At 67.4% G+C, this 12,747-nt stretch carries 8 protein-coding genes and 2 pseudogenes; all 10 read right to left on the bottom strand.

Annotated elements, in window-relative coordinates:
* Positions 1-230: 230 nt before the first annotated feature.
* The 10 genes and pseudogenes from ACFVWG_RS11380 to ACFVWG_RS11335 all read right to left on the bottom strand — a co-directional run bounded on the left by ACFVWG_RS11380 (position 231) and on the right by ACFVWG_RS11335 (position 12,639).
* The gene (locus ACFVWG_RS11380) at positions 231-419 is read right to left on the bottom strand and encodes an antitoxin (RefSeq protein ID WP_391543101.1); all 189 of its coding nucleotides are present in this window, start codon (positions 417-419) and stop codon (positions 231-233) included.
* An 80-nt stretch (positions 420-499) separates the two neighbouring features.
* Positions 500-1,252 (bottom strand): isocitrate lyase/phosphoenolpyruvate mutase family protein, encoded by a 753-nt coding sequence (locus ACFVWG_RS11375; RefSeq protein ID WP_391543100.1) that lies wholly within the window; start codon positions 1,250-1,252, stop codon positions 500-502.
* A pseudogene (locus tag ACFVWG_RS11370) lies at positions 1,245-2,213 on the bottom strand (RNA polymerase subunit sigma-70); the annotation flags it as partial. The pseudogene ACFVWG_RS11370 and the gene ACFVWG_RS11375, both read right to left, overlap by 8 nt.
* A gap of 392 nt (positions 2,214-2,605) precedes the next feature.
* Positions 2,606-5,125, bottom strand: coding sequence for a LuxR C-terminal-related transcriptional regulator (locus ACFVWG_RS11365; RefSeq protein WP_391543099.1), 2,520 nt, complete (start codon positions 5,123-5,125; stop codon positions 2,606-2,608).
* Positions 5,122-6,378 carry a DUF6923 family protein gene (locus tag ACFVWG_RS11360; RefSeq protein WP_391543098.1) on the bottom strand — a complete coding sequence of 419 codons (1,257 nt, stop codon included), beginning with the start codon at positions 6,376-6,378 and terminating at the stop codon, positions 5,122-5,124. The genes ACFVWG_RS11365 and ACFVWG_RS11360 overlap by 4 nt, the downstream gene beginning before the upstream one ends.
* A complete protein-coding gene (locus ACFVWG_RS11355) occupies positions 6,371-7,138 on the bottom strand; it encodes a hypothetical protein (RefSeq protein WP_391543097.1) in 768 nt (255 codons plus the stop codon). Before ACFVWG_RS11355 ends, ACFVWG_RS11360 begins: the two co-directional genes overlap by 8 nt.
* Positions 7,135-8,103, bottom strand: a complete 969-nt coding sequence (ispH, locus tag ACFVWG_RS11350; protein WP_391543096.1) for a 4-hydroxy-3-methylbut-2-enyl diphosphate reductase — start codon at positions 8,101-8,103, stop codon at positions 7,135-7,137. Before ispH ends, ACFVWG_RS11355 begins: the two co-directional genes overlap by 4 nt.
* Positions 8,104-8,115: 12 nt before the next feature.
* Entirely contained in the window at positions 8,116-9,162 is a 1,047-nt protein-coding gene (locus tag ACFVWG_RS11345) for a family 2 encapsulin nanocompartment cargo protein polyprenyl transferase (RefSeq protein WP_391543095.1), read from the bottom strand.
* A 10-nt stretch (positions 9,163-9,172) separates the two neighbouring features.
* Entirely contained in the window at positions 9,173-10,558 is a 1,386-nt protein-coding gene (locus ACFVWG_RS11340; protein WP_391543094.1) for a family 2B encapsulin nanocompartment shell protein, read from the bottom strand.
* Positions 10,555-12,639, bottom strand: a pseudogene (locus tag ACFVWG_RS11335) (germacradienol/geosmin synthase). Before ACFVWG_RS11335 ends, ACFVWG_RS11340 begins: the two are co-directional and overlap by 4 nt.
* Between the last annotated feature and the right edge of the window lie 108 nt (positions 12,640-12,747).

Below are 12,747 nucleotides of genomic sequence, written 5' to 3'. Positions count from 1 at the left end.
CAGCAAGTTCCCCCCTGCATCAGATAGTGGTTCGTAGCGTACGTCGCGAACCACGGGGAGCGTACCCGCCGAGCAATAGTTCCTGGTGGTACAAACGATCGAACCCGTCAACCGCGATCTACAGCCGGTGATCTCCGCCGTCCAGAACGCCGGACAGCGTCGAGCCGGTGACCGCGTGAAACTGCGCCGCCCGATCACCGCCAGGATCTGGCGGTGACCGGGCGTACGGCTCAGCTGTTCTGGTCGTCGCCGCCGAGGCCGCTCAGGCGGTCCTTGGCGAACTCCTGACCCTTGTCGATCTGGTCGGCGTGCTCGCCACCGGTCTTCTCGTCGGCGAAATCACCGGCCTTCTCGATGCCCTCGTCAACCTTGTCGCCGTGCTCGCCGAGAGCGTCCTTGGCCTTGTCGAAAATACCCATCGTCTTTCCCCGTTCTCTCGATGGTTGCTTCGTCCTACCTATCGGGCGGTACCCCAGGTGCGGAATCCCACACGCACCAATTACCCGGCAAACGGATTTCGGTCCTCCGTGAGCGCATTGAGGGTGCCGGACAGGCGTCCGTACAGGGTCCGCTGGAGCATCGGGCCAAAGGTGATCCGGGCGGCACCGCGAGCTGCATAGTCGGCTAACGAGTGCGCACCCTGGCCGTAGGCGACGTTCACCGGGCCGGGAGTCTCGGTGACGAGATCGCCGAGCCGGTCGAGATCTCCGAGACCGAGCGGATAGACGCAGTCCGCGCCGGCCTCCAGATAAACGGCGGCGCGCTTGATCGCCCCGGTGAACTGTTCGTCGGGGGTACCGGCCTGGCGCAGGAAGACATCGATCCGGGCATTGATCACCAACGTGTCGCCGGCCGCGGCGCGGACCGCGGCCAGGAACTCGGCCTGTTCCCCCGGGTCGATCATGGTGCCGCCGGCCGGATCCGAGTCCTCGAGGTTGACGCCGGCCACGCCGATCGCGGCCAGCCGGTCGACGAGTTCGGCCGGCGGGAGCCGATAACCGCGCTCGAAGTCCACAGTGACCGGTACGGCGACCGATCGCACGATCCGCGCGGTCGCGGCCAGCACCTCGTCGACGGGTGCCTGCTCGCCGTCGTCGTACCCGAGGACGGCCGCGGTCGCGACACTGCTGGTGGCCACGCCCGCGAATCCGGCCGCTTCCATCATCCGGGCCGAGGCCGCGTCCCACGCGTTGGGCAGCACGACCGGCGTACCGGGCACGTGCAGTGCTCGCAAGGTAGTTGCCTTAGACATCTTTGTGTTCACTCCTAGCTAGGGTCAGGGGCAGTCCGAAGGCCGGGAACAGCCCAGGACTGTGGAAGGCCAGGACCGCGCTGATCCCAGCCGGGACGAGTGTCAGGACCTTGATCGAGTGCGCGTGGTAGGACGCATCCGCCCCGCGGATGTAGAGCGCGTACGCCGGTTGCCCGTTCGCCGCGGTCTCCACCAGCACCCGCCGGCCAGGACCGGACTGCAGCTTGCTGTCAAGCAACCCCAGTACGGCGTCCCGCCCGCTGAACCAGTCCGGGATCGGCGGCATCTCCCACCGGGCGTCCGCCGTGAAAAGTCCTTCCAGGGCAGCGAGATCCTTGCTCTCCATGGCGGCTGAAAATCGATCGAGGAGTGCACGGCGGGCCGGCTCGTCCGGTTCGCTCAGGTCCTCCTCGGACGGGCGGATCCGTGCCAGTTCGGCTCGAGCTCGTTGCAGCGAACTGTTCACCGCCGCAGTCGTCGTACCGAGTGTCGCGGCGACCTCGGCGGCCGGCCAGGTCAGGACCTCGCGCAGGATCAGTACGGCGCGCTGCCGCGGGGCGAGGTGCTGCATCGCGGCCACCACGGCCAGCCGCAGGCTCTGCCGGTCGCCGACCACGGCCGCCGGATCGGTACCGAGCATCAGGTCGGGGAGCGGTTCGAGCCAGCTCACCTCGAGCGCGGGCGGCCGCAGCTCGTCCGGATCGCTTCCGGCCTGGCCGAGTGCGGACGGGATCACCCGCCTGCTGCTGTGCTGCAACTGGTTGAGGCAGACATTGGTCGCGATCCGGTACAGCCAGGTCCGGACCGACGAACGCTCCTCGAAGCCGGCCTGCCCGCGCCAGGCGCGCAGGTACGCCTCCTGCAGCGCGTCCTCGGCGTCATGCAGCGAGCCGAGCAGGCGGTAGCAGTGGGTGACGAGCTCGGCGCGATGCCGCGCGAACTCCTCCTCGATGTCCATCCGTTCCCTCCGGCTAGCGGTCCTTCACATATATAGACCGTTGCCGGAGGGAGAACTCATCGCTGCGATGAGAACAGCTTTACGGCTGTGTCGTATGTGTGGGTGGGTCGCGGGTTGTCGGACCGGCAGGTCGCCCTCCGATCGCAGGGTCTCGGGCGATGTGATCGGCGAGTGTGGGGAGTGTGTCGTCGACTGAACGCATTGTGCTGCTGGACATCGATTTCTGGCGGCAATCTCCTTCCACTCGGGTGCGCACCCCCAACGGGGACCTTGAACAAGCTGTGCCTTGTTCACAGTCCCCGTTTCCTGTCCACACCCCCAGCAACCGCAATCAGGTCACCTACTGCGAGCGATGGAACAGCGCCCAGCCAGCCCACCCGCACGCGGGTCCGGATTTACAACAGCGGCCCCAGCGCTCGTCGTGAAGAGACGCCGAGCTTGCGGAAGGTGCTGGTGATGTGGTCCTCGATCGTGCTGACGGACAGGTTCAGCTGGACGGCAATCTCCCGGTTGGTGAGACCCTGTGCTGCCAGTTGGGCCACTTCGAGCTCCCGTGGCGAGAGCTTGTTGTTGTAACCGCGCCGCCCACGCTTCCGCGGCGCCGCATGGCCCGCCGCCCGCAAGGCCCCCCGACAGCGCTCACCGTCTCCACGCGCACCGAGAGCGTCGTAGTTGCGCGCGATAGTGGTGAGATGCTCCGCGTCACCCTGAGTGAGCAGATAGCCGCCGAGTTGCTCCTGCGCCAGGCACTCGTAGTAGCGCCAGCCCAGAGCGGCGTACTGCGCGGCTGCCTGCTGGAACGCGGCCACGGAAGGCCGCACGACCGCATCGACCAGGGCAGCCGCTGCGGCGGCCGCGGGCGCGTTGACATCACCCACCGCCTCGGCGAACTCGTCGGCCAACTGTGTCGCGTCCTCAACCCGGTCAGCACGCATCAACGCCGTACAGACCTGGATGACCAGATCGCCGGACGCCGCCCACAACCCCTTTCGCCGTACGACGTCCAGGCAGTGCTCGTGGACGGCATCGGGACACGCGGCAACGGCGGCCGCGTGTAGTGGCAACGGCCCAAGGGATGTTCGCGTGATCACGGTCTCGAGCAATCCCTTGCCGGTGGCAACATCGCCGCGGGCCAAGCGATGCCGGCCGTCGATCAGGTCGAGCTCTGCCAGCACCAGTGGCAGACCTTCGGCCGCGACCCTTGCCCGCGTCAACCGTTCCTCAAGTGTCGCCCAATCGGCCGCGGCAAAGGCCACTCGCACCTGAGCGGCCGCAACCACCGCACGCGAATAGCGATCCGTTCCCACGTCCGCAAACGTCTGCCGCTGCCCGAGCCACGCACGCGCACCAGCCGCCTCGGCACCAGGCGCCGGGTCGAGCTCACCCGTCGCCAGCCGGAACCGAGCCTCGTTCGTCCGTACGGCGCAACGCGTCGAACCGTCGACTGTCTCCTGCACCAGCGACCGGGCCTGCCGCATCCAAACCCGCTGCTGGGCAATCGGCTCACCACCGTGCGTCGGCACCGCCAGCGCCGACAACGCCCACGCGATCGACCCCGGATCGCCATCCAGCTCCGACACCGCCGCGCACAACTCGCGACGCCCCGATCGAATGTCGCCAGCCCGATCATGCAACAGCAACCCAAGCGCCAGCCGCAGCCGGCCACGCGTCACTCCGGCAATGTCGGACTCGGCGAGCACCCCACCCAGTACGGCGATCACGTCGCCCCAGCGGTTGCTGTCGACCAGCGTCGTCCGGCCGAGCTTGGTCGCGATCCGAGCGCGATCCGTCCACGGCAACGCGCTCACCTGCAACATCGCGGTGAGCTGATCGGCCGCGGCCATGAGGTTGCCAGCAGCAACCAAGTGGTCCGGGGCCAGCTCGGCGTGCGTCAGCCAGGTACCGAGCAGGCCACCCCTCCGGGCATGCTCGGCGATCCGTGCGTGCGGTGGTGGCGTGATCGCCATCAACGCCCGGGCCGCCTGCCGATGCAACCGCCGCAACTCGTCCGGCGGCAGCATCGCCAGCACCGCACGTCGAGCCAACGTGTGCCGGTGATCGTAAAGCCCCGGACGCTGCTCATGCAGCAGACCGGTCGTCAGCGCGTGGTCGATCGCCGCCGTCAACGTCGGCCCGGTCAACCCGGCGACGGTTCCCAGCAGGTACTCCGGAGCCGCTGTCGTCAACACGGCTGCCGCCCGAACGACATGTCGACATGACTCCGGTACTTCGCGCATCCGGATCCCCAACGAGGCCCGCAACGCGACCGGCGGCGGTGTCTCGACCAAGGCTCGCCGTACGTCGCGCTCGACGGCCGAACCAGGTTTGATGGTCCGCAGAAACTCCAGCACAGCAAAGGGCAATCCGCCACTGTGCCGAGTCAGCTCCTCAGCCAGCGCGGGCGACAACACATGCCCATCGAGGTGATTGGCGGCCACCGCCTGCACCTCGCCGGCATCGAGCGGACCGAGGCGCACCTCGGTGACCCGCTCCGCGAGGAAGCCCCGCTCCGTTGCCTCCGGCCGGCACGTCACCACGAGGTGTACGCCGGACGGGATCCGTGCCGCGATGAAGCGGACCAGCCGCAAGGTCTCCGGATCGGCCCACTGCAGGTCCTCCACAGCCAGCACGATCGGCCCGAGCCGTTCCAGCCCGCGCAGAACCGCACCGCGCCGATCCGCGTCCGCCGCATCGACTCCGAGCACCTCGAGCACGGCGTCGAGAGACGACGTACCTGCGAGGCATTGCGTGATGAACCACGGCACCGAGTGTTGCGAGGCCACCTGCCGCAGCAGATGGGTCTTGCCCACTCCGGATTCGCCGACCACCAGGATCAGCCCGGCCTCCTTGCCCAGGGCATCGTGCAGGACCTCGAGTTCATGATCGCGTCGTGCTTCGACGCAGGGCGCGTTCATGAGCGCCGCATTCGCCGCTGGGCAGCCATCGCTGCGGCACCGGTGAAGATCAGTACGACGGTTGCCAACGACCACCGTCGCAGTACCTGCACGGTGTTGTGCGGTGCTCCTGGCTTGGCTGCCGCCTGCTGCGCGGCGACGAACCCCGTCGGCGGTGTCGGCGGACGGGGCGTCGGAGTAGGAGTTGGCGTCGGGGTTGGCGGTGGCGCCGGCACCTCCAGTTGCGGCTCAGCCGAAGGCGAGGGAGTCGGAGTCGGTGTCGGAGTTGGCGTCCGGGTCGGAGTCGGCGTGGGGATAGGTGTAGGCGTCGGCCGCGGTGGCGCCGGGACGGTAGCCACCCGAGTAGGTGTCGGCCGCGGAGTAGGCGTCGGCGTCGGCCGAGGCGGCCGCGGGGTTGGAGTGGGAGTCGGTGTGGGAGGAGGTGGCGCGACGCGCGGCAGGCACCCCGCTGCCTCGCTGAACGCCAGCGACCGCCACGACGCGATCTGCGTCGACGAGCCGTCGAACCCGATCCGGAACACCTGGCTCGACCGGCCATACCCGGTGTGCACGGCGTACACCCCCGACGCCCCCACCACCACCGAGCTGTACGAGTCCAGCCAGGGAATCCCCGGTACCGAGGCGACCACTCGCACCGAGCCGCTCACCGGGTCGAGGCTCACCAGCTTCGCGGTGTGCCCGGCGGTCGAGACGCCGTACAGCGTCCCGCTCGCCGGTGATGCCCCGAAGTCGTCCACAGTCAATCCCAACGTCACGGGTTTCAGCCGCACGTCACCCACCACCTTCCGGTACGTCGGACTCTCCGGATCGATGTCGATCGTGAAGAGCCGATGTACATCCCGCACGTAGAACTTTGTCCCCCAGACCGCGCCACCGACTGGGTCCGCGAGGCCACCGACCCCACGCCGTACCTCACCCAGATCGGTGACCGCACCCCGGCTGTTGACCGTCAGCAGATGTGGCCGACGGAGTAGCCATCCCTTCCGGTCGCGTGTCGCGACGCCGTACACGAGTCCTTGCCTGGTGGAGAAACCGGCCGCCTGGACCTGGTAGTCCAGCCGGCCGAGGTCGGTCGACGTCCCGGCCGGCAGGTCGATCCGGACCAGCCGGGACAGCGAGGTGTACCCGGCCGACTGGAAGTCGAAGATCGAGCAGTCGGCCGCTGCCTCGGAGGGGGCGGCCAGGACGACCACCCCGGCCGCGGTGGCTGCCACCACCGCGGCACAGGCGAGCGCTCGACGAGCCTCACCCACTGTCGCCCAAACGCTGGAGTGCGGACAGGAACGCCTCCGGGCCGACATTCGCACCGCCGCTGAACGGGTTCTGCAGCTGGTAGATCGCGAACAGCAGCAACCCGATCGCCCCGGCCAGCATCGACACGATGAACGCGTAGGAGTACAGCCCCGGCCCGCCGAACATGAACATCAGCGCGACCGACATCACGCTGCCGATCATGATCGCGAACCAGACCACGGCGCTGACCCCGCTACCGCTGGAGTTCAGCCGATCCTGCCGGGCCTCGTAGACGGCCCAGACCTGGGTGGCCGCCTCGGCCCGGCTGTCCTCCTGCCGCTGCGTGGTGGTCTTTGCCTGCTCCACCGTTCGTTGCAGCTCGGACAGGAGCGTCCAGCCCTGCCCGCTGACCTCGCGACCGTCCTGCATCGCCGGCCACTCGCGCTCGGCGACCTCGGTCGCGTACGCCTTGGTCAGCTTCTCGACCTGCGACTTGGCCGGTTCGGCCAGCAAGTTCCCGGACCAGCGCACGGCGACGAGAGCATTCGCCTCCGTGTACGTCGTCTTCTCCGCGGAATCCATTCCGTCGAACAGTGAGATCAACACGAACGCGGCAATGACCACGTTGACGCCGCCGACGATCGTGAAGACCTGTCCGGCCACCTCGTTGTTGGCCTCGCGTCCCTCCCGTTGCCGGGCCTTGCGCAGGACGACGGCCAGGATGCCGGTGACGATCATGATGCCGACAACCCACAGCACACCGCTCAGGTACAGACTCATGCCGGCCTCACCGCCGGGGGGAGCGTGAACCGGACAGTCTCCCGGGTCACTTCGTGCTCGATGACCTGAACCGGACCCCAGGACGCGATCCGCTCGATCACCTCGTTCACCAGCTCCGGCGGTGCCGAAGCACCCGCTGTCAGCCCGACGACGCGGACATCGTCGAACCAAGCCGTCGGTACGTCGTCCGCCCGGTCCACCAGGTATGCCGGCGTACCGTTCCGCTCGGCGAGCTCGACCAAGCGGACCGAGTTCGACGAGTTGGCCGAGCCGACCACGAGAACGAGATCGGCCTCTTCGGCGATCACACTCAGCGCGGCCTGCCGGTTGGTGGTCGCGTAACAGATGTCCGCCGTGTCCGGTCCGCGGGCGCCGGGGAACTTGTTGCGCAGGGCATCGATCAGGGCCGTGGTCTCGTCCACAGCCAAGGTGGTCTGGGTCAGGTAGGAGACCCGGTTCGGATCGTCCACCTCCAGCGCCTCGACATCAGCGAGCGTCTCCACCAGCACGGTCTGCTGTGGTGCCTCGCCGAGTGTGCCCTCCACCTCCTCGTGACCCGCGTGCCCGATGAGGACCACGGTGTCGCCACGAGCGGCGTACCGGCGGGCCTCGAGGTGCACCTTGGTCACGAGTGGGCAGGTGGCGTCCACCACGTCGAGTCCGCGCTGCGCGGCGTCCCGCCGGACCACCGGCGCAACCCCGTGTGCGGAGAAGACAACGGTGGCGCCCGCCGGCACCTCGTCGAGTTCGTCGACGAAGATCGCGCCACGTTCGCGAAGCTCATCGACGACTCTGGTGTTGTGGACGATCTGTTTACGGACATAGACGTTCGGGGTGGTGGGGTGGGAATTGTCTTGGTTGAGCCCGGAGCGGGCCGCGAGTAGTCGTTCGACGATGTCGACGGCTCGTTCCACTCCGGCGCAGAACGACCGGGGTGAAGCGAGCAGGATGGTGCGTGTCGTCATTGGATCCCCCCTTCAGTGATCGCGACGTGTTGCGAGCCGAGCCAGCCTCTCCAGTTCGGTGGACGCCGGCGCGATCGCGCCCGCGCTGATCAAGGAACCCAGAGCGGCCGTCAGCAAGGCGTCGGCCTGAGCCTGACTGGTCGCGCGGCCGCCCGCGGTCTCGACCAGCGCAGCCGCAGTCGTCAGCTCGTCCGACGACAACTCGTCGGTCCGCGCGTAGAGCGCGGCGAGTTCCCTGGCGGCCGGCGTACCGGAGGCGAGCGCGGTGACCACTGGCAACGACTTCTTCCGCCTGGTCAGGTCCGAGTACACGGGCTTGCCGGTGACCGACGGCGTTCCCCAGATGCCGAGCAGGTCGTCGACGTACTGATACGCGAGCCCGAGATCCTCGCCGTACAGGCGGAGGTGGTCGACCTGATCGGGTCGCCCGCCACCGAGAAGGGCGCCGAGGGCCGTGCAGCATCCGAGCAGTGAGCCGGTCTTCAGTTGCGCCATGCGCACACATTCCGCCGGTACGACGTCAGCCCGGGTCTCGAACTCGGCATCGGCCAACTGGCCGTCCACCAGCTCCTGAACCGCCGCGCCAAGGATGCGAGCACCTTCGCCGCGAGCCGGGTGACCACTTCCAACCAGTACGTCGAAGGCCAGGCCGAGCAACGCGTCGCCGGCGAGGATGGCCGGCCCGAGTCCGAACACGGTCCACGCCGTGGCGCGGTGCCGTCGCGAGGTGTCGCAGTCCATCACATCGTCGTGCAGCAAGGAGAAGTTGTGCACCAGCTCGACCGCGACCGCGGCCGGTAGCGCGGACTCCGTCGTACCGCCGACTGCTTGTGCGGTGAGCAGAACGAGCGCCGGCCGGATCGCTTTGCCACTGTCAGCATGCGCGGGCCGGCCCTCCTCGTCGGCCCACCCGAAGTGGTAATCGGCGATCCGTCGCGTCGCCGGTGGGAGTGTGGCTACCGCGGCGCGGAGTGCCGGATCGACGACCTCCCGGCTCCACGCGAGCACCTCGGCCGCCGAACGATCACCCTGACTGGTGGTCTCCTGGAGTGTTGACATCTCTTCCCCCTCATCCGCCGAGCTCGACGTTTTCCAGAACGCCGAGCGCGTCCGGGACGAGAACAGCCACCGAGTAATAGGTGCTGACCAGGTACGAGATGATCGCCTTGTCGCTGATGCCGAGGAATCGGACGTTCAGGCCGGGCTCGTACTCGTCCGGCAGACCGGTCTGGTGCAATCCGATGACACCTTCGTCATCGGCACCGGTCCGCAGGACCAGCACCGAGGTGGTGTTGGTGTCGGAGATCGGGATCTTGTTCGACGGCAGCAGCGGTACGCCGCGCCACGCGTGCACGGTCTTGCCGTTGACCACCGTGGTCTCGGGGTAGATGCGCCGCTTGGTGCACTCCCGCCCGAACGCGGCGATCGCGCGCGGATGAGCGAGCAGCAGCCGAGGCTTTCGCCGCCGGGTGAGGAGCTCGTCGAAGTCGTCGGGTGTCGGGGGACCGGTGCGGGTGTAGATGCACTGGTTGTAGTCCGCGTTGTGCAGGAGACCGAACTCGCGGTTGTTGATCATCTCCCACTCTTGCCGCTCGCGGAGCGCCTCGATGGTCAGCCGGAGCTGTTGCTCGGTCTGGTCCATCGGGTCGTTGTAGAGATCCGCCACCCGGGTCTGCACGCGCAGGATCGTCTGCGCGACGCTGAGCTCGTACTCTCGCGGTGCCGGGTCGTAGTCCACATACGTGCCGGGCAGCACATCCTCGCCGGCGTGACCGGAGGCGACATCGATCTCCGCCTCACCGTTCTTGTTCTGCGCCTGCTTCGGCCGCTGCCGGTACTCGTCGAGCTGGGCCCGGAGAGCCTCAGATCGATCGACCAACTCGATGAAGTCGTGACGGCGCAGTCGCAGGATCACGCAGCTCGTCAGTGCTTTGGCCGTGTACTCCCAGAGGTGCTCCGGCGGTTCGGTCAGCAGCTGCGCACCGAGATGGTCGCCGTCGGCAACAGTCCCGAGGTCGGTACCGGCGCCGTACTCGCCGACGCCGGTCTTGGCAACCTTGCCGTGCGCAATCAGTACGACGTCGTCGACGCGGCTGCCGAATTCGACGATCACCTGACCGGGCTGAACGTCTTCACGGTGGAAGCGGTCGGCCAGCGCGTTGAGCACGTCCTCATCCGTGAAGCCGCGCAGCGGCGGCAGTTCGGTCAGCTCGGCCGGGATCACTCGGACGTCAGACCCGGTGACCGAGAAGCTGAGCCGGCCGTCACCGACGGAGAAGGTGGTCCGCCGGTTGACGCGGAACGCGGCTCCCTTGGTCTCCACCCACGGGAGTTGGTTCAGCAGCCAGCGTGGGGTGATGCCCTGCATCTGCGGGACGGATTTGGTGGTCGTCGACAGTTGCCGGGCGGCCGCCGTACCGAGTGAGAGTTGAGGTTGTTCCTGGTCGACCGTCATGCTGCACCGGCCTTTCTGTGGATGCGGAAGGCGGAGGTGCCGAGCCCGGTGGGTCCACCGAGGCGATGCGGCAGGGCGGCTTGGCGATGCGGCAGGTCAGAGGCTTTGTAGCGATGACAGCCTTCGTGCCAGACGAGAATCCCGGATATCCAGTTGCGGAGTTCGTCGGCGTACCCGAGCACTGCCTTGCCGACCTCTTCGGACAGGCCGAAGTCGGTGATCATGATCGGCAGGTCGGTCTCGGTGACGCGTTCGAACTGCTGCATCCGGGCCGTCATCAGGTCGTTGACGACGGCAACGGCTTCGTCCTTGCTGCAGGCCAGGAAGTTCTGCACGACCGCCACCCCGTTGTGGAAGTCGCCGTCGTACTGGATCTCCTTGTGGTACGAGAAGAGATCGTTCAGCAGGCAGGCGTAGTCGGCGGCCGCGGCCTCCATCGCCTATACCGGACGCGATCGGTAGACCTCCGGAGGGACGGAGCGACCGTGGCCGATCCGGCACAGACTCATGGTCAGGTCCGAGCCGAAGGTCCGGCGCCGCATCTCGACGTAGTCGACCGGATCGGGGATCCGGTTCTGCGCCTGGTTGGCGAGCTCCCACAGCCAGCTCTCGGTCATCGTATCGACGGCCTGCCGGAAGGCTCGCCGGTTGTCCGGGGCCATGGGGCCGGCAGTGCGCTGCCACAGGTCTGCGAGCGAGACCTCCAACGCACCCACCGGTGGTGGGCCGTTCAGGTCGAGTGGCATCAACGCCGACAACCGTGCCGTGGTTGCCTTTGCTGCTGCCAGATCACGCCGCTGGCCGAAGACCTGCGGGTAGTAGTCGTCCGCATATGTGCCCCACGCCAGCCACTGGCTGGCCAGGGCGAGCTGCTCGGCCGAGGCATCCGGGAAGATGCCGGACGCGCAGAGCGGCAGGTCGAAGGCTTCAAGCATCCGGGCGTCCCAGATCGTGCCGTCGGACAACCCGGTCTGCGCGCCCCACTCGAGCACCGCGAACCGCGCGTTGTCGAGATGCGGGCTGCTCTTGGCCTTGAAGGGCATGTAGATGTCGGGCAGCGTCGTCGGCCCGACCGGCTGGTACGGCGTGAAGCTGTGACTGCGGGCTCGGTAGGGGGCCGTGGCAACCAATGACGACACGATCCGCATCGCCGCCGTACCGAATCCACTGCCCAGGCCCGTCGACGCGGCTTTGCCGCCCTGGTTCATGTAGCGGCTCGACCGCAGATGCCACTCATGACCGCCGGACTGCCAGTCCTGCAAGCCCTTCACATAGTTCAGCACGTCGAGGTGTCCCTGGGGATCGATCCCGTGCTCGGTGAGGAGCTGAGGGACCTCGACGACCGCCGTGTTCTCGAACTGGTGCAACCGCGAGGTGAGGATGTCGTTGACCAGGTTGGCGGCCCGTTGCGTCGGGCAACCGAAGAAGGTCTCCATCACCAGCACCGCGTTGTTGACCTCACCCTCGACCTCGACCTCGCGCTGGTAGGAGAAAAGGTCGTTCCGCATGTGAATGGCATCCGAGAACGTGTCACTCAGCACATGCATGGGCCGGGTTTCGGCGATCGCCTCCGGTACCTCGGCCGTCACATACTCGACCAGGTTCGCCGACCAGGGCGCGCCGCCCACCTTCCGCCGCATCTCGATGTACTCGATCGGGTTGGCGATCCGGCCGGCGCTGATGTTCGAGAGCTCCCACAGGGACTCGGCGAGTAGAGCCTCTGTGGTGATCCGGAACCGCCGTCGCCAGTCCGTCGACATCGCCGGGATCGTGCGGTTCCACAGATCGACGAGACCGCGCTCCACCGGATTCTCCGGTGTCTCGACGATCTCCCCTTCCGCCGGCATGAACAACAGCAGCCGATCGAGGTACGCCTTGGCCGCTGGGATATCCCGGGTCTTCTTGTACAGCTCGAGAAAGTGGTCGTCGAAGTAGAAGACCCACACGTACCAGTCGGTGACCAGATCCAGCTGCGGACCGGTCGCGTCGGGATGGGTGTACGCACACAGCAGCGCATAGTCGTGCGAGTCGAAGTCGTGCTCGTCCCAGACGTGATGCCCTTCCTGCGGTACGTCGATCATGTCGAACTCGTAGGCCCAGGACTTGCTGTGCGTCCGGGCTCCCTCCAGGTGGGCATTGATCCTGGCGGGGTACGGCACATAGAAGTCGGGCAGCTCGTACGGCTGCTG

It is taken from the genome of Kribbella sp. NPDC058245 (assembly GCF_042882005.1).
Taxonomy (GTDB): Bacteria; Actinomycetota; Actinomycetes; order Propionibacteriales; family Kribbellaceae; genus Kribbella.
This window is presented reverse-complemented; position numbering and strand designations above follow the sequence as displayed.

What these genes read in the sequence shown, in the direction of transcription:
- ACFVWG_RS11380 (WP_391543101.1), bottom strand. Translation starts at nt 419, where the DNA reads ATGGGTATTTTCGACAAGGCCAAGGACGCTCTCGGCGAGCACGGCGAC.
- ACFVWG_RS11375 (WP_391543100.1), bottom strand. Translation starts at nt 1,252, where the DNA reads ATGTCTAAGGCAACTACCTTGCGAGCACTGCACGTGCCCGGTACGCCG.
- ACFVWG_RS11365 (WP_391543099.1), bottom strand. Translation starts at nt 5,125, where the DNA reads ATGAACGCGCCCTGCGTCGAAGCACGACGCGATCATGAACTCGAGGTC.
- ACFVWG_RS11355 (WP_391543097.1), bottom strand. Translation starts at nt 7,138, where the DNA reads ATGAGTCTGTACCTGAGCGGTGTGCTGTGGGTTGTCGGCATCATGATC.
- ispH (WP_391543096.1), bottom strand. Translation starts at nt 8,103, where the DNA reads ATGACGACACGCACCATCCTGCTCGCTTCACCCCGGTCGTTCTGCGCC.
- ACFVWG_RS11345 (WP_391543095.1), bottom strand. Translation starts at nt 9,162, where the DNA reads ATGTCAACACTCCAGGAGACCACCAGTCAGGGTGATCGTTCGGCGGCC.
- ACFVWG_RS11340 (WP_391543094.1), bottom strand. Translation starts at nt 10,558, where the DNA reads ATGACGGTCGACCAGGAACAACCTCAACTCTCACTCGGTACGGCGGCC.